Origin of the sequence: Ferdinandcohnia sp. QZ13, assembly GCF_031324165.1 — a bacterium.
In the GTDB taxonomy this organism is placed as follows: Bacteria; Bacillota; Bacilli; order Bacillales; family Bacillaceae_L; genus Ferdinandcohnia.
The window spans coordinates 2,355,369-2,373,194 of sequence record NZ_JAVIVW010000001.1 but is presented as its reverse complement, the minus strand read 5'-3'; the positions used below and the strand labels follow the sequence as shown (position 1 = coordinate 2,373,194).

Sequence of the window (17,826 nt, the reverse complement as noted above, 5' to 3'; positions counted from 1 at the left end):
ATTAAAGTAGAGGTGTTCAGAACAATGGCAAATGCTTATAAGCAAGCTGGAGTAGATATTGAAGCAGGCTATGAAGCTGTTTCCAGAATGAAAAAGCATGTCGCAAAAACCGTTCGACCTGAAGTAATGGGTGGACTTGGTAGCTTTGGTGGCATGTTTGATCTTTCAAAAGTCAATGTGAAAGAGCCTGTTTTAGTTTCGGGCACAGACGGTGTCGGCACGAAGCTCATGTTGGCCTTTATGATGGATAAGCACGATACGATTGGGATCGATGCAGTTGCAATGTGCGTGAATGATATTGTGGTTCAAGGAGCTGAGCCCTTATACTTTTTAGATTATATCGCATGCGGGAAAGCAAAGCCTGAAAAAATCGAACAGATTGTAAAAGGGATTGCAGATGGCTGTGAACAAGCGGGTTGTGCGTTAATTGGCGGTGAAACAGCGGAAATGCCAGGGATGTATAATGAGAATGAATATGATCTTGCTGGCTTTTCAGTAGGTGTTGCTGAAAAATCTAAGCTTGTAACGGGAGCTTCGATTAAGACTGGAGATGTTTTAATCGGTCTATCTTCTAGTGGGATTCACAGCAACGGCTATTCACTTGTACGTAAGATATTGCTTGAAGATGGCGGGCTCGATCTTGCGAAAAACTATGGAGAAATCGGTCGTCCATTAGGGGAAGAACTTCTACAGCCCACAAAAATTTATGTGAAATCCTTGCTAAAAGCAATGGAGACATTTGAAATTAAGGGAATGTCCCATATTACCGGTGGAGGTTTTATTGAAAATATTCCCCGGATGCTACCAGATGGTGTGGGAGCAGAGATTGACTACGGCTCATGGCCAATTCCACCCATTTTTGACCTACTTCAAGAGACTGGTAACCTCGATCGAAAAGAAATGTTTAATATTTTTAACATGGGAATTGGGATGGTCCTTGCTGTTGAAGAAGCGATTCTACATGATGTAATTCACCTTCTTGAAGAGCAAGGAGAAAAGGCATTTATTATTGGGCGTATGAAAGAAGGAAACGGTGTGACCTTTGGTGGAGGAGCACTTGTATGAAAAAAATAGCAGTTTTTGCATCGGGCAGTGGCACAAATTTTCAAGCCATAATGGATTCGATTAAGGAAGGAAGACTTGCGGCAAAAATTGAATTAGTCGTTTGTGATAAGCCTGGTGCGAAGGTGATTGAGCGTGCTTCAAAGGAATGGGTGGAGACCTTTGTTTTTTCACCAAAAGAATATCCAGAAAAATCATTGTTTGAAGCGGAAATTGTAGAAAAACTACGTGCGAAAAATGTAGAATTAATAGTGTTAGCTGGATATATGAGATTAATTGGTGATACACTTTTACAGGCGTATCGTAATAAAATCGTGAACATCCATCCGTCATTATTGCCAGCATTTCCGGGTAAAGATGCGATTGGTCAGGCATATCGAGCAGGTGTCAACATGACTGGCGTTACGATTCATTATGTGGATGAGGGCATGGATACGGGACCAATCATTGCACAGCGAGAGTTCGCAATCGAACCTGGAGATACGTTAGAAAGCATCGAAGAAAAAGTACATGAAATCGAACATCAATTTTATCCACAAATCCTGCAGTCTCTTGTAACAGCCAAGAGCGGAAATCTACAGTAAGGAGCGATTAACGTGACAATTAAACGTGCACTTGTCAGTGTTTCAGATAAACAAGGTCTTGTTCCATTTGTGAAAGGATTAATTGAAAATGGGGTTGAGGTTATCTCAACAGGAGGTACAAAACGTACTCTTGAAGAGGCAGGACTTACAGTGATCGGAATTTCAGAAGTAACTGGCTTTCCAGAAATCATGGATGGACGTGTAAAAACCCTTCATCCTAATATTCATGGTGGACTTCTTGCGGTTCGAGATAATGAAGAACATGTCAAACAGCTTCAGGAGCATCATATTACGCCAATTGATTTAGTTGTGGTAAACCTATATCCATTCCAACAGACGATTGCGAAGCCAGACGTTCAATTTTCGGATGCAATTGAAAATATCGATATCGGTGGACCATCTATGCTTCGATCTGCAGCTAAAAACCACAAGTATGTAACAGTTGTTGTTGACCCACAGGATTACGACAATGTTTTAGCAGAGATTACGGAAAAGGGTGAAGTTACTGCGGAAACAAAGCTTCGCTTAGGTGCAAAGGTATTTCGTCATACAGCTGCTTATGATGCAGTAATTGCTGAATTCTTAACAAATGCAGCGGGTGAGGAAAGTCCAGAATCCTTAACGGTTACGTATGAAAAAAAACAAAACCTCCGTTATGGAGAAAACCCACATCAAAAGGCAACATTTTATAAAAAGCCATTAGGTACACCTGTTTCCATTGCGTCAGCCACACAATTACACGGAAAAGAATTATCCTACAATAACATTAATGACGCAGATGCCGCGTTACAAATCGTCAAAGAGTTCAAAGAGCCAGCAGCAGTTGCAGTTAAACATATGAACCCTTGTGGAGTAGGGGTTGGAAATACATTAGAGGAAGCTTATCAAAAAGCATATGAAGCAGATCCTACATCTATTTTTGGTGGAATTATTGCGGTAAACCGTGAAGTTGACGCGCAAACTGCTCATAAATTGCGAGAAATTTTCTTAGAAATTATTATTGCCCCATCATTTAGCAAGGAAGCTCTTGAGATACTTTCTTCAAAGAAAAACTTACGTCTACTAACTGTTGATTTTTCAGATGACAAGAAGGCCCTGAAGAAGCTTGTGTCCGTTCGTGGTGGACTGCTTGTCCAGGATGAAGATGCATATGGTTTAGATGATGCAACTATTTCCATTCCGACAAAACGTGAACCAACTGAGCAAGAGTGGGCTGATTTAAAGCTTGGCTGGAAGGTTGTAAAACACGTGAAATCAAATGCAATTGTCTTAGCAAAAGACGATATGACAATTGGAATTGGCGCAGGTCAAATGAACCGTGTAGGGTCAGCGAATATAGCAATTAATCAAGCGGGTGAAAAGGCAAAAGGATCGGCACTTGCATCGGATGCCTTCTTCCCAATGGGTGACACAGTAGAGACGGCCGCAAAAGCAGGTATTACAGCCATCATCCAACCAGGTGGATCGATTCGTGACGAAGAGTCCATTCAAAAAGCAGACGAATACGGAATCGCAATGGTCTTTACCGGAGTCCGTCATTTTAAACATTAAATAAGAAAAGCTTTAAGCGCGCCTTGGTAGCGGAACATCAACTAACTACTGCCACGTCCTTTGGCAAACGTCGATGTCAGAAGGTGTATTTTACCTTCCAAAGCGAGTGGCTTAGACTAGAGAGCCGATGGCGCCTGGAGCTAGACATTGAATATTTGTATATCAAATTAATTCGTTGTATGGGGTGAATAAATGAAAGTACTAATCGTTGGTCGTGGTGGTCGTGAACATACGCTGGCCTGGAAGGTTGCCCATAGTCCTAAAGTAGAAAAAGTTTATGCTGCACCAGGTAATCCTGGTATGCAGGATATTGCTACCTTAGTCAATATCGATGAAAATGATTTTGATAATCTAATTGAGTTTGTGAAGAAAGAACAAGTTGAACTTACCCTTGTCGGTCCGGAGGTTCCATTAATCAATGGGATTGTCAATCGATTTCAGGCAGAAGGCTTAGCCATTTTTGGACCAACAAAAGAAGCGGCTCAGCTTGAAGGTAGTAAATCGTTTGCGAAGGAAATTATGAAAAAATACAAGATTCCAACTGCGGAATACGAAACATTCACATCTTACGAAGATGCCAAACAATATATCCTAGAAAAAGGTGCCCCAATCGTAATTAAAGCGGATGGTCTAGCTGCCGGCAAAGGTGTGACAGTTGCTCCTACCTTAGATGAAGCCTTATCAAGTGTGTATGACATGCTTGAGGCGAATAAATTTGGCGAAGCAAGTGCTCAGGTTGTTATTGAGGAGTTTCTAGAAGGAGAAGAATTCTCATTAATGGCTTTTGTGGACGGAAAAAAAGCTTATCCAATGGTTATTTCGCAGGATCATAAGCGTGCCTTTGACAATGATGAAGGTCCTAACACCGGAGGAATGGGCGCCTATTCCCCTGTTCCGCAAATTTCAGAGGAAGTTGTTCAAACAGCGATTAAAACGATTATTGATCCAACTGTAAAAGCGATGGAAACTGAAGAAAGAAGCTTTACAGGCATTCTTTATGCGGGGTTAATTTTAACGGCAAATGGACCCAAGGTCATCGAATACAATGCTCGTTTTGGTGACCCTGAAACACAGGTAGTTCTTCCTCGTTTACAGTCTGACCTTATTGATGTAATCAAAGGACTGCTTGAGCAAAAGGAGATTGCACTTGAGTGGTCTAACCAAGCAACACTAGGTGTCGTGCTTGCATCAAAAGGCTACCCAGAAAGCTATGAAAAAGGGGCAGTCATTGAAGGCCTGAATAACGTAGAGGAAAAAATCACCGTGTTCCATGCTGGAACAGATATGGTGAATGGCAAATTTGTTACGAATGGCGGAAGGGTTTTAACAGTAGTTGCAAGTGGTGAAAACCTTGAAGAAGCGCAAAATATCGTCTACCAAGAAGCAAGAAAAATCCAGTGTACAAATCTATTTTACCGAAAAGATATTGGGAATAAGGCTCTAGCTCATCGTGCAATGACCGATGCTAAAGCGCAATTCGTATAATTAACGCGTAAATATCCTATATTAAAACGCAAACAGGTAAGAGGGACGCCCTCTTACCTGTTTTAAGATGGATTTACTGGAGGAAGTTGCTTTTGTGGCTCCGGCTCTTCTTGCTTTCTTTCAACATATTCATTAAAGAGAGCTGTAAGCGGGCAAAAACGGGTTATCCCTTCGGCAACCTTCATTCCCCCAAGCATTGCAACCACAATAAAACTCTCACGCCATGGGCGTTTAACCATTTTTGCTGTAGCCCATGCCAACATCGTAAATCCACAAGTGATGCGAATTAACGCATTAATCATCCCGATATTTGGTTTCATTTGATAGCCTCCTTACATATCTTTACAAATCCAGCTTTAAATTTTTACAAATTTTCACAAAGTCTTTAATGCAGTAAATCGATTAATATGGTACTATAATGTAAAGCGCTTCCATGAGGCTTTAAGCTGAGATAGGAGAGATGGTTAATGGTTGGGCAACGTTACCGCTGGAAAAATAAGCAACTTCGAGAACATGTTGCTGTCATAGATGGAAAAAAATCACCAACGGTTCTATTAAAAAATGTCACATACTTAAATCAACTATTAAGAAAATGGATTAACGCACATATTTGGATTTACCAAGATCGCATCGTGTATGTTGGTCAGCAGTTACCATCAAAACTCACCGACTGTGAAATTGTAGAGTGTGATGGGAAATTCGTTGTGCCAGGTTATATTGAACCACATGCACATTCTTTTCATTTATATAATCCCCACTCATTTGCTCAATATGCATCCCAAACAGGGACAACAACAATCATCAATGACAACTTAGTACTAGCGTTACAAACGACAAAAAAGAAAGCGTTTTCTTTTATAGAGGAAATGAAGAAACTTCCTGTCACCATGTACTGGTGGTGCAGGTATGACCCTCAGACTGAAATTCATCATGAGGAACAAGCTTTTTCGAATGGGAATGTACTAAGCTGGATTGAGCATGAATCAGTTGTTCAAGGTGGAGAATTGACAGGATGGCCAAAGCTGCTTGATGGCGATGACCTTATGCTACATTGGATTCAAGAAACGAAAAGGATTGGAAAGAAGGTCGAAGGACACTTTCCGGGAGCATCGGAAAAAACTTTAGCAAAATTGATGCTATTAGGTGCTGATAGTGATCATGAATCAATGACAGGAACCGACGTGTTAAATCGTCTACTACAAGGATACACCACTTCGCTACGCTACTCATCGATTCGTCCAGACCTGCCCAAAATTTTAGACGAAATTCATGAAATGGGCATTGATCAGTATGATCATTTCATCTTTACGACCGATGGTTCGCCACCTGCGTTTTACGAGCAGGGAATCATTGATTATATGATTAAAATTGCCATCGAGAAAGGCGTTCCCATTATCGATGCGTACAATATGGCGACGATTAATGTGGCAAGACATTATAATATTGAGAATCTCCATGGTATGATTGCAACGGGAAGAATTGCAAACCTCAATATTTTATCTGCAAAAGACAATCCGACCCCTGAATCCGTTCTTTCTAAAGGAGTTTGGTTGAAACGAGATAATAAAGACCAGAATGCGTTTCCGGAATTTCCATGGAAGAGCGAAGGTTTTTCAAATCTTGCTACAAATTGGGAGTTAACGTTAGATGATCTTCAATTTTCCATGCCATTTGGAATGAAGATGGAAAATGCAGTGATAATGAAGCCATATTCCATTTCCATCGATGCGTCTTATGATGAGATTTCGATGGACCATGATGAGAGCTTCCTAATGCTTGTAGACAGAGAAGGAAAATGGCGTGTAAATACAATTGTAAAAGGTTTTGCGAACCGTATTTCAGGATTTGCAAGTTCTTTTTCAAATACGGGTGATTTTGTATTAATTGGTAAAAATAAAAAGGATATGCTTCTTGCCTTTAATCGAATGAAAGAAATGGGCGGTGGTATTGTTTTAACGGAGGGTGGTACCATACTACACGAAATCCCGTTAGATATAGGTGGAGTAACATCATCAAAATCGGTAGTAGAATTAAGTTCGCTTGAAAAAGACTTTGTTCGTTTAGTGCGGGAACGCGGATATCGTCATAGTGATCCAATCTATACGTTAACGTTTTTAACGTCTACCCATTTGCCATATATTCGCATCACACCTCAAGGGATTTATGATGTCATGAATAAAATAGTACTCTTTCCGTCAATAATGCGTTAAAATATAAAAGGATTTATCAAAATACGCTAAGGCGCTTGTGATTTAATCTTAACAAAGGTTGTGTGCTCGATAATGAAAAAGACTTTATACATTCTAGGAATTGCCCTATTACTTCTATCCGCAGCTTGTAGTAATAAAGAAGAAGTTTCAAAACAGCAGGATGAGCATGAACCAAAACAAACTGAGCCGGTTGCTAAAGAAGGACCAAGCCAAGAGTTTGAACATGTTTTCCCATTAACGGGGATAGAGACAAATGATGACGTAAACAATCGTCCGTTTGCGGTCATGGTTAATAATCATCCGCAAGCAAGGCCCCAATCCGGTTTACACATGGCAGATGTTGTCTATGAAGTGTTAGCTGAGGGCGATGTTACGCGCTTCCTCGCGGTGTTCCAAAGTGAAAAACCTGAAATTATTGGACCTGTTCGTAGTGCGAGAGATTATTATATTGAGTTGAGCAAAGGCTTTGATGCCCTATATGTAGCACATGGTTGGAGTCCGGAAGCCCAACAAATATTGAACAGTGGCAAGGTCGACAACATAAATGGTATGGTCTATGATGGTAGTCTGTTTTGGAGAGCTGACCATAATGTTGCTCCCCATAACTCATATATTTCCTTTGAAAATATCGTAAAAGGGGCAGATAAACAAGGATATTCAATGGAAGAAGAGGTTCCAAGCTTTGTATTTTTATCTGAAGATGAAGTGAAAGGAATTGAAGGAACACAAGCTGAACATGTTCGGGTGTCCTATTCATCAAGAGATATTTTTGCTGCTGTCTATGATTATAATCAAGAAAAAGGCAAGTATGAGCGTTATAGTGGTGGCGATCAAACAGTGAACCGAGAAACGAATACACCAGTGCTACTCGATAATGTGTTAATTGTTGAAATGAATCATCGCCTAATTGATGATTATGGTAGACGTGCCATCGATGTAACCTCTGGAGGTAAAGGCTATTTACTTCAAAAAGGTAAAGCGCAAGAAATCGAATGGAGAAATGTTGATGGACGAATTGTTCCTTTTGTGAATGGGAAAGAAGTAGGCTTAGTTCCAGGAAAAACCTGGATTAATATTATTCCAACATCACCAGGAATCGCAGGCGCCGTTTCGTTTGGTAATTAGTAGAAGAACATCTTAAAAAGGGAGATACAATCTATATGCAAATTGATAAATTACGTGGGAAAGAACTTGATCAATTATTTAATGCAGTCCTTTCACTAAAAGATCTTGAAGAGTGCTATCGATTCTTTGATGATTTATGTACTGTAAATGAAATCCAATCATTGGCTCAACGCCTTGAAGTTGCAAGAATGCTTCAAGAGGGTAACACGTACCATAAGATTGAAACGGAAACAGGAGCTAGTACAGCAACAATTTCACGTGTCAAGCGATGCTTGAACTATGGGAATGATGCCTATCAAATGGCATTAGACCGTGTAAAAGAAGTGGAAAAACAATAAAGATAGGGAAGTCGGAACCTTGGGGTTTCGGCTTTTTTCTTTGATAACTAGAAGGGTATAAGAGGTTTTTTTGTTTTGTTAAGGTATTTTCCGATATTATTCAAATAAGCTGTTATATTTGGAGAAGATCTACTATATAGTACCAAATTGATGAAAATTTCAGTGTATAAGTGAGGATTATAACAAGGGTATTACCGTTTTTATCCAAAAGTATGGTGATATTTGATGTTTAAGGTAAGGGTATTACCAACAATGTCCAAAAGCGTGTTCATAAACATTGTTTAAGACAGGGGTGTTACCAGTATTATCCAAAAGTCTAATCATAATTGATTTTTATTCAATGGCCATATCAAAATTTTAATTGAAAGTCATATCTTATAATGTTTTTCTCTTGAAAATCACCCATAAAAACTCATTTTTAATGAAATCCACCTAGGTATTAATAGATGCGTGTAGTTTTGTTATAATGGAGGAATGGAATGATGAATGGAGGATCTTCATGTACGATTTTAGAGAATGGAGACATGTTTTTAAGCTGGATCCGAATAAGGAAATCAGCGAGGAACATTTAGATGCAATTTGTGAATCGGGTACAGATGCGATTATCGTGGGCGGAACTGACGGAGTGACATTAGACAATGTCCTTCAACTAATGTCTCGAATCCGACGCTATACTGTCCCAGTGGTTTTAGAAATTTCGAACATAGAGTCAGTCACACCTGGCTTTGATTTATATTTTATTCCAACTGTTTTAAATAGCAGTGACACAAGATGGATGATGGGCCTGCACCATGAGGCAGTTAAGGAATATGGAGATGTTATGAACTGGGATGAAATGATTATGCAGGGATATTGCATCCTCAACGAAGACTGCAAGGCTGCTATGCAAACCGGTGCCAATGCCTCCTTAAGTAAGAATGATATTGTAGCCTATGCGACAATGGCGGAAAAAATGTTTTCGCTCCCTATTTTTTACTTAGAATATAGCGGGACCTATGGCGATAAGGATATCGTCGAATCCGTAAAACATAACTTACAAACAACAAAACTGTTTTATGGCGGTGGAATCAAGACACCTGAACAAGCAAAAGAAATGGCCGAGCGGGCAGACACCATTGTCGTTGGAAATATTATTTATGAAGATATAAATAAAGCCTTAAAAACAGTACATGCTGTTAAGGGATAAACGTGGAAATTTAGTTATAAATCGGCTAAAATAGAACGTATGTACGATATAACTTTATTCAGATGGAGTTATCTCCCTCTAAATAAAGTTATAGCCTCCGGCGGATGCCTCAGATTTTTTAGTGGAAGTTTTTTGAGCGAGCTCAAAAAAATCTGGGCGCAAATACGCCAAGGCGTATTTGATTATAGGACGGTGAAGAAATTGCAATTTATTAGCAATAAATTATTAGCAGGATTAAACGAACAACAGCAAGAAGCGGTTAAAGCAACAGATGGTCCGCTCCTAATAATGGCGGGTGCGGGAAGTGGAAAGACACGAGTTCTGACACACCGTATTGCATATTTAATGGTGGAAAAGCAAGTAGCGCCTTGGAATATTTTAGCGATTACCTTCACAAACAAGGCAGCAAGAGAAATGAAGGAGCGTGTTCAAGGGATCTTAGGCGGTGCAGCTGAGGACATTTGGATATCAACGTTCCACTCTATGTGCGTTCGAATTTTACGAAGAGATATCGACCGTTTGGGGTTCAATCGTAATTTTTCAATTTTGGACACAACCGACCAGCTTTCGGTTATCAAAAATATTTTAAAAGAGAAAAATATTGATCCGAAGAAATTTGATCCACGTTCGATTCTGGGTACAATTAGCAGTGCCAAAAATGAATTGCAAACACCTGAGGACTATGAGAAAACAGCGGGTGGGATGTACGAGCAAATCGTAAGTGATGTCTATAAGTTGTATCAAAAAAGACTTCGTAAAAACCAGGCACTCGATTTTGATGATCTCATTATGACGACGATTCAGCTTTTCAAGCGCGTTCCAGAAGTGCTCGAATTCTATCAACGTAAGTTTCAATATATTCATGTGGATGAGTATCAGGATACAAACCGAGCACAGTATATCCTTGTTAAGCTCCTTGCATCTCGTTTTAAGAACTTATGTGTAGTAGGTGATTCTGATCAGTCAATCTATCGTTGGCGTGGCGCGGATATTGCCAATATCCTTTCATTTGAAAAAGACTACAAAAATGCAAAAGTAATTCTACTCGAACAAAATTACCGTTCAACTCAACGAATCCTAAAGGCCGCAAACAAAGTCATTCAAAATAATATGAATCGTAAAGCAAAAAATCTTTGGACTGAAAATGATGAAGGGAATAAGATTTTTTATTACCGTGCGGACAGCGAGTCAGGAGAAGCACAATTTGTGGCAGGAAAAATACGTGAGCTTGTAGATGGCGGAAAACGTTCCTATAAAGATATCGCGATTTTATATCGAACCAATGCACAATCCCGTGTAATGGAGGAAGTTTTACTCAAATCTAATATCAACTACCAAATCGTCGGTGGTATTAAGTTCTATGACCGCAAAGAAATCAAGGATATTTTGGCGTACTTACGCGTGATTGCAAATCCAGATGATGATATTAGTTTAACGAGAATTATTAATGTGCCGAAGCGTGGAATTGGTGCGACCTCTATTGATAAAATTGCAAACTATGCGATTGCCCAGGACCTTTCTATTTTCCAAGCATTGCAAGAGGTTGAGCAAATTGGTTTAAGCGCGAAAATAACCAATTCGTTACGTGAGTTTCGCGATTTAATTAATAATTGGGACCAAATGCAGGATTATTTATCAGTGACTGAATTGGTTGAAAGTGTGTTAGAGAAAACCGGTTACTTAGAAGCATTAAAGACAGAAAAAACACTTGAATCTCAAAGTCGAATCGAAAACATCGAAGAATTTTTATCTGTTACCCAAAATTTTGAGAAGGCAAACGATGATAAGAGTCTCGTGGCGTTCTTAACCGATTTAGCATTGGTAGCAGACATTGATAAGCTTGAAGAAGATGAAAATGATAAAAATAATGCAGTTGTCCTCATGACCTTGCACTCAGCAAAAGGACTTGAGTTCCCAGTTGTCTTTTTAATGGGAATGGAAGAGGGAGTCTTTCCACATAGTCGTTCCCTAATGGAAGAGGCTGAAATGGAGGAAGAGCGCCGACTTGCTTATGTAGGGATCACAAGGGCAGAGGAAGAGCTTTATATATCGAATGCTCAAATGAGAACTCTTTATGGTAGGACTTCAATGAATCCAGTATCACGATTTATTGCGGAAATTCCGGAAGATCTTCTTGAAGATTTGGGTGCACAACGCAAACAGCAAATGCGTACTCCGTTTTCCTCCTCATCTTCACCTGCTAGACAGCCTGAACGAAGAGTTTTCTCAAAACCAATTGCACAGTCAACTGGTGGAGATGAAATTGGCTGGAAGGTTGGCGACAAGGCTGAGCATAAAAAATGGGGAATTGGTACGGTTGTTAGTGTAAAAGGAGAAGGGGAATCAAAAGAATTGGACATTGCATTCCCTAGTCCAACAGGAATCAAACGATTACTTGCAAAATTTGCTCCAATTACAAAGTCACATTAGGAAAGAGAGGATAGGGTGAATGGACAAAACAACAGTACAAACAAGAGTTCATGAACTACATGAGCTTTTAAATCAGTACAATTATGAATACCACGTGTTGGATAAGCCTTCTGTACCGGATGCGGAATATGATCGGTTAATGCGGGAATTGATTCAGCTTGAGGAGGATTTCCCAGAATTGAAGACGGGGGATTCTCCTACAGTCCGCGTCGGTGGACAAGTTCTTGAATCCTTTCAAAAAGTAGAGCATCAAATTCCGATGCTAAGTCTAGGAAATGCCTTCAATGAGCAGGATTTACGTGATTTTGACCGCCGTGCCAGACAGGCAGTTGGTGATTCAATTTCCTATGTGTGTGAGCTAAAGATTGATGGTCTTGCAGTGTCACTTCGCTATGAACAAGGGCGCTTTGTCCAAGGGTCAACACGTGGTGATGGAACAATCGGAGAAGACATTACCGTTAATTTAAAGACCATTCGTTCTATTCCTCTTCGTTTAAAGAAGCCACTTGATATTGAGGTGCGCGGGGAGGCGTTCATGCCTAGAAAGTCATTTGAAAAGCTAAATGCTGCAAAACTTGAAAACGAGGAAGAACCATTTGCTAATCCACGGAATGCAGCAGCAGGTTCATTAAGGCAGCTTGACCCGAAAATTGCCGCAAGTCGGAATCTCGATATCTTTTTATATGCTATTGCGGACACTACGAATTTAGGCGTTGATTCACATAGTGAAGGGCTTGATATGCTTGATGAAGTAGGCTTTAAAACAAATCCAGAACGCAGAAAATGTACGACTATCGAGGAAGTTCTTGAATACATCTCAGAATGGACAGAAAAGCGTCCATCCCTTGCGTATGATATTGATGGAATTGTAATAAAGGTTGATTCATTCGACCAACAGGATGAGCTCGGTTTTACAGCAAAAAGTCCACGTTGGGCGATCGCCTATAAGTTTCCGGCAGAAGAGGTTGTTACAAAATTAATTGATATCGAATTAAGTGTGGGGAGAACGGGAGTCATTACTCCAACAGCAATCTTAGAGCCTGTTCGTGTTGCGGGTACAACAGTTCAGCGGGCATCCCTTCATAACGAGGATTTAATCCGGGAAAAGGATATCCGAATCGGGGACTATGTTGTTGTGAAAAAAGCGGGAGACATCATTCCGGAGGTTGTGAATGTTCTTGTTGAAAAACGGAGTGGTGAAGAGCTAGAATTCTTCATGCCGACACATTGTCCTGACTGTGATAGTGAGTTAGTTCGCTTAGACGGAGAGGTCGCTTTACGCTGTATTAACCCAAAATGCCCTGCCCAAATTAGGGAAGGCTTGATTCATTTCGTATCTCGTAATGCGATGAATATTGACGGTCTCGGAGAAAAGGTTATTTCACAATTGTTTGATGAGAAATTAATCACCGATGTAGCTGATATCTACACACTGACAAAGGAACAGTTAATCAATCTTGAGAGAATGGGTGAAAAATCAGCTGATAACTTGCTAACGGCTATTGAGGTATCGAAATCGAATTCTTTAGAAAAGCTTTTATTTGGCTTAGGAATTCGCCATGTCGGGGCAAAGGCTGCAAAGACCTTGGCGCAGCATTTTGAAACAATGGAGAAGCTACAGGTTTCAACTCGGGAAGAACTGACATCCATTAATGAAATTGGTGAAAAAATGGCAGATGCAGTTGTCACCTATTTCGAGCAACCAGAGGTTCATGAACTTTTAAATGAACTGCGTGAATATGGAATAAATATGGAGTATAAAGGCCCTAAGCTTGTATCAGTGGAGGATAGTGATTCCTACTTTGCTGGAAAGACCATCGTCCTCACAGGTAAGCTTGAGCAATTAACTAGAAATGAAGCAAAGGCAGAAATTGAGGCCCTTGGAGGAAAAGTGACAGGTAGCGTAAGTAAAAGCACAGATCTTTTAGTTGCGGGTGAAGCAGCAGGATCAAAACTTACAAAAGCGCAAGAATTGCAAATTGAGATTTGGGACGAGGACAGACTGGTACAAGAACTAAGGAAGTAAGAGGTGTTCGAACGTGAGAAACCTATACATTCTAGGTTTGGCGATGCTGCTTCTCTTATCTGGATGTGCACCGAAATTTGGACAAGAGACAGAGGTCGTTCAGAATTCAGATAAAAAAGCGGAAAAGGCGATTATACCTAGATATAATATTTCAGATTCCTACTATAAGGCGGTCATCCCTTATAAAACAGGCAAAGCACGAGGGATTGTCTCAGCATATATTAACAATCGTTTGGATATTGATGAATTTGAGACGGGATTGATGCGAATCGCTCAGGATTCATTCCCATCGGATAAATACTTTTTTCAGGAAGGTCAGTATTTAGAAAAAAATACGGTACAAGATTGGTTAAAAAGAAAACGATCCGATGCTCAGCAAAAAGCGTATGAAGCGGCAAAAAACCCGAAAAACCCAAAAGCATTACCAAACGAAGGGCTAAACCCGATTTTTGATACATCAAATGAGGATCCTGGATATGAAGCGGCGATGCAGAAGAGCCCGATTTATATTGGGGCAATTACGGAGCAGAATTATTTAATTAAAAATAACGAGGATAAATTAGAGGTTGGCGGGATTATGATTGGGATAGGGATGAACTCTCATCACTATTATAATCTTCCAGCCGCGATGGGTGGCTATCCGAGAGATATAAAAATTTCAGATGCTGATATTGAAAGAGAAGGTAAAAAAGCAGCTGAGGAAATTATTAACCGAATTCGAACCCAGAAAGAATATGAAGGTATTCGCGATATTCCTATCGTGGTTGCATTATTTAAACAGGAGGCGGCTAGTTCCGTTGCTCCGGGTAATTTTATTATGAAGGCAAAAGTAGACGCGAATTCCTCCAAAATTGGGAAATGGGAAACGATTAATGAAAAGTATTACTTCTTCCCATCAAACGATGCAAAAAGCAATTATCCCGACGATGCCTTAATGGTCCAAAATTTTTCAGATGCAATTGCAGACTTTTTCCCGAATTTCACAGCAGTTGTCGGAAAAGGCTTTTACAAGGATGAAGAATTAAAGGAGCTAACGTTAACCATTCCAATGCAATTCTATGGAAAAGCCGAGGTAATAGGATTTACACAATATGTAACAGGCCTAATTATGGAGCACTTTGATAACTATATATCACTTCAGGTTTATATCGAATCTGAAAGTGGTTCAGAAAGTGTCATCGTTCGGGATGCAGGTGAAAGTGAACCGATTGTCCATGTTTATAATTAAACGTATGAAACAAGATCTACCCATTTGCGGTAGGTCTTGTTTTTTCGTTTTGTTGTCGTCATTAATTGGAACTACTCGAAAATTATCGAATTACCATAAGGGCAGAATATCATTTGAAGAAAGCGCTTTATTTTAGTAGAATGATATTGTTACATTTTAAGACTATAAGGGAGGCGGAGTAGAATGGTAGTACCATATAAACATGAACCATTTACGGATTTTTCAATTGAAGAAAATAAGAAAGCGTTTGAGGCCGGCCTTAAAACTGTTGAAGCATATTTAGGCAATGATTATGATTTAATCATTGGTGGTGAACGCATTTCAACCGAAGATAAAATCGTCTCTGTTAATCCTGCTAACAAGGAAGAAGTTGTTGGTCGTGTTTCAAAAGCTAATCGTGAGTTGGCTGAAAATGCCATGCAGGTTGCGTATGAAACTTTCCAAACATGGAGAAAATCAAGCCCAGAAATGCGTGCTAATATTCTTTTTAAAGCTGCAGCGATTGTACGGCGTCGCAAACATGAGTTTTCTGCAATTCTTGTAAAAGAAGCGGGTAAACCATGGAATGAAGCGGACGCAGATACTGCAGAAGCAATTGACTTCATGGAGTACTATGGACGTCAAATGTTGAAATTAAAGGATGGCATTCCAGTAGAAAGCCGTCCAATTGAACATAATCGTTTTACTTACATCCCATTAGGTGTTGGGGTTGTCATATCGCCTTGGAACTTCGCATTTGCGATTATGGCAGGCATGACAACGGCTGCCTTAGTTTCAGGTAACACGGTATTACTAAAACCAGCTAGTACAACTCCAGTTATTGCTGCGAAATTCATGGAGGTTCTTGAAGAAGCAGGACTACCTGCAGGGGTTGTTAACTATATCCCTGGGAGTGGTTCTGAAGTTGGCGACTACCTAGTGGATCACGCGAAAACTCGTTTTATTAGTTTTACAGGTTCACGTGATGTTGGTCTGCGAATCTACGAACGTGCCTCCAAATTGAATGAAGGGCAAATCTGGCTAAAACGCGTCATTGCAGAGATGGGCGGTAAAGATACAATTGTTGTTGATAAAGAAGCAGATTTAGAACTTGCGGCTAAATCAATTGTTGCATCTGCATTTGGATTCTCTGGACAAAAATGTTCAGCATGTTCACGAGCAGTTGTAGTAGAAGATGTATATGATGAGGTGCTAAACCGTGCAGTTGAGTTAACAAAAGAGTTAACAGTAGGTGACCCAGCACAAAAGGCAACATATATGGGACCTGTTAATGACCAAGGTGCATATGACAAGATTATGGGCTATGTCGAAATTGGAAAGAACGAAGGGAAGCTTCTTCATGGCGGAGAAGGGGATGACTCTAAAGGCTGGTTCATCCAACCAACAATCTTCGCTGATGTAGCAGAGGATGCGCGCATCATGAAAGAGGAAATCTTTGGACCTGTTGTGGCATTTTGTAAAGCACGGGACTTCGACCATGCCATTGATATTGCAAATAACACAGAGTATGGATTAACAGGTGCAGTAATCTCAAACAACCGAGCTAATATCGAAAAAGCAAAGGAAGATTTCCACGTGGGTAATCTTTACTTCAATCGTGGATGTACGGGTGCCATTGTAGGCTATCAACCATTCGGTGGGTTCAATATGTCTGGAACAGACTCAAAAGCAGGTGGCCCAGACTACCTTATCCTTCATATGCAAGCAAAAACAACTTCAGAAATGCTGTAAAAATAAAACTCCCACTCTTGTTGTAGAGTGGGAGTTATTTAAATAGGACTTACTTGCTTATTCTGTATCCTCTTCTGCTCCATCTTCTGTTTCTGTTTGATCGGTTTGTTCTGTATCTGGCTGCTCTTGATCAGTATCAGTGTCTTCACTGTTACATGCTGTCATTAAGAAAATTGCTAGTAGGGATGCTCCAATTTTAAACATTAGGTTTTTTTTCATTGGTTACTCTACCTCCAGATAATATTCATATTTTTGATTGGCTGACCAAGCTGCCAATCTAGATACAATATACAACAGACAATCCAGTAAAAGACTTGTTTTACAGTAACAATACAAACTATTTACATTTTATAGAAAAAGATAATGAAAACGTCATTGAAATTGGTAGAAATGTCTCTTGACTGAATGAGAGCAAACAAAAAGGCGCGGAGAATTGCCGCGCCGGTTCTAGCTGCTTTTAATGGTGATGATGCCCTTTTTTAGGATTTGTGATCACAAATTGTTCTTCAGGAACGTAGAAAAATTGGATCCAAATGCCATCTAAAAATTCTGCATCCCTCGTATCAAGAAGGACCTCGACACCTTTATCGGTTTTAACAATTTCGTCGTGCTCTGTTGGGTTATCAAATTGAAGGGCATAATGGGCGTGGTTACCATGATGTTCTGTGATGATAACACGAAGCATTTTTCCTTTAGATTCTTCACTTTCGAGCATTTTCTGCATTACTTTTGCCGCATTACGATTAATTTTTACGTTCATCCTGATTCTCCCATTTCCAATTAAAAAATTTTATACTACTTATTTTCTCAGTATTTCTGAAAAATAACAAATATATAGCTTTTTTTAGAAAAAAGTTCAATTTAATTTTA

Annotated in this window: 15 protein-coding genes; 12 read left to right on the top strand and 3 right to left on the bottom strand. The window is 39.9% G+C overall.

The features are described from left to right. Nucleotides 1–24 precede the first annotated feature (24 nt). The 4 genes from purM (at nucleotide 25) to purD (ending at nucleotide 4,682) form a co-directional block, all read left to right on the top strand. Complete coding sequence (purM, locus tag RGU12_RS11540; protein ID WP_309536226.1) at nucleotides 25–1,065, top strand: phosphoribosylformylglycinamidine cyclo-ligase; 1,041 nt, start codon at nucleotides 25–27, stop codon at nucleotides 1,063–1,065. Continuing rightward, nucleotides 1,062–1,646, top strand: coding sequence for a phosphoribosylglycinamide formyltransferase (purN, locus tag RGU12_RS11535; RefSeq protein WP_309536225.1), 585 nt, complete (start codon nucleotides 1,062–1,064; stop codon nucleotides 1,644–1,646). Before purM ends, purN begins: the two co-directional genes overlap by 4 nt. Nucleotides 1,647–1,658: 12 nt before the next feature. Next, nucleotides 1,659–3,197, top strand: coding sequence for a bifunctional phosphoribosylaminoimidazolecarboxamide formyltransferase/IMP cyclohydrolase (gene purH, locus RGU12_RS11530; RefSeq protein WP_309536224.1), 1,539 nt, complete (start codon nucleotides 1,659–1,661; stop codon nucleotides 3,195–3,197). A 192-nt stretch (nucleotides 3,198–3,389) separates the two neighbouring features. Beyond that, nucleotides 3,390–4,682, top strand: coding sequence for a phosphoribosylamine--glycine ligase (gene purD, locus RGU12_RS11525; protein WP_309536223.1), 1,293 nt, complete (start codon nucleotides 3,390–3,392; stop codon nucleotides 4,680–4,682). 62 nt (nucleotides 4,683–4,744) lie between these two features. Here purD and RGU12_RS11520 read toward each other — a convergent pair whose 3' ends face one another. Then, a complete protein-coding gene (locus RGU12_RS11520; protein WP_116354617.1) occupies nucleotides 4,745–5,002 on the bottom strand; it encodes a YgaP family membrane protein in 258 nt (85 codons plus the stop codon). 147 nt (nucleotides 5,003–5,149) lie between these two features. Here RGU12_RS11520 and RGU12_RS11515 point away from each other — a divergent pair, with 147 nt between their 5' ends. The 8 genes from RGU12_RS11515 to pruA all read left to right on the top strand — a co-directional run bounded on the left by RGU12_RS11515 (nucleotide 5,150) and on the right by pruA (nucleotide 16,956). Next, nucleotides 5,150–6,892: an adenine deaminase C-terminal domain-containing protein gene (locus RGU12_RS11515; protein WP_309536222.1), complete on the top strand. Its 1,743-nt coding sequence runs from the start codon at nucleotides 5,150–5,152 to the stop codon at nucleotides 6,890–6,892. A gap of 72 nt (nucleotides 6,893–6,964) precedes the next feature. Further along, on the top strand, nucleotides 6,965–8,017 hold the full coding sequence (locus RGU12_RS11510; RefSeq protein ID WP_309536221.1) for a DUF3048 domain-containing protein: 1,053 nt from the start codon (nucleotides 6,965–6,967) through the stop codon (nucleotides 8,015–8,017). A 35-nt stretch (nucleotides 8,018–8,052) separates the two neighbouring features. After that, on the top strand, nucleotides 8,053–8,355 hold the full coding sequence (locus RGU12_RS11505) for a YerC/YecD family TrpR-related protein (protein WP_116354620.1): 303 nt from the start codon (nucleotides 8,053–8,055) through the stop codon (nucleotides 8,353–8,355). 499 nt (nucleotides 8,356–8,854) lie between these two features. Further along, nucleotides 8,855–9,541, top strand: a complete 687-nt coding sequence (gene pcrB / locus RGU12_RS11500; RefSeq protein ID WP_309536220.1) for a heptaprenylglyceryl phosphate synthase — start codon at nucleotides 8,855–8,857, stop codon at nucleotides 9,539–9,541. 201 nt (nucleotides 9,542–9,742) lie between these two features. After that, complete coding sequence (pcrA, locus tag RGU12_RS11495; RefSeq protein WP_309536219.1) at nucleotides 9,743–11,971, top strand: DNA helicase PcrA; 2,229 nt, start codon at nucleotides 9,743–9,745, stop codon at nucleotides 11,969–11,971. Nucleotides 11,972–11,990: 19 nt separating this feature from the next. Continuing rightward, nucleotides 11,991–13,997, top strand: a complete 2,007-nt coding sequence (gene ligA, locus RGU12_RS11490) for an NAD-dependent DNA ligase LigA (RefSeq protein ID WP_309536218.1) — start codon at nucleotides 11,991–11,993, stop codon at nucleotides 13,995–13,997. A 13-nt stretch (nucleotides 13,998–14,010) separates the two neighbouring features. Next, the gene (locus RGU12_RS11485; RefSeq protein WP_309536217.1) at nucleotides 14,011–15,225 is read left to right on the top strand and encodes a CamS family sex pheromone protein; all 1,215 of its coding nucleotides are present in this window, start codon (nucleotides 14,011–14,013) and stop codon (nucleotides 15,223–15,225) included. Between the two features lie 183 nt (nucleotides 15,226–15,408). Beyond that, on the top strand, nucleotides 15,409–16,956 hold the full coding sequence (gene pruA / locus RGU12_RS11480) for an L-glutamate gamma-semialdehyde dehydrogenase (RefSeq protein ID WP_309536216.1): 1,548 nt from the start codon (nucleotides 15,409–15,411) through the stop codon (nucleotides 16,954–16,956). A gap of 57 nt (nucleotides 16,957–17,013) precedes the next feature. Here pruA and RGU12_RS11475 read toward each other — a convergent pair whose 3' ends face one another. Further along, nucleotides 17,014–17,175, bottom strand: a complete 162-nt coding sequence (locus RGU12_RS11475) for a hypothetical protein (RefSeq protein ID WP_309536215.1) — start codon at nucleotides 17,173–17,175, stop codon at nucleotides 17,014–17,016. Between the two features lie 238 nt (nucleotides 17,176–17,413). Continuing rightward, nucleotides 17,414–17,716: an iron-sulfur cluster assembly accessory protein gene (locus RGU12_RS11470; RefSeq protein WP_309536214.1), complete on the bottom strand. Its 303-nt coding sequence runs from the start codon at nucleotides 17,714–17,716 to the stop codon at nucleotides 17,414–17,416. Between the last annotated feature and the right edge of the window lie 110 nt (nucleotides 17,717–17,826).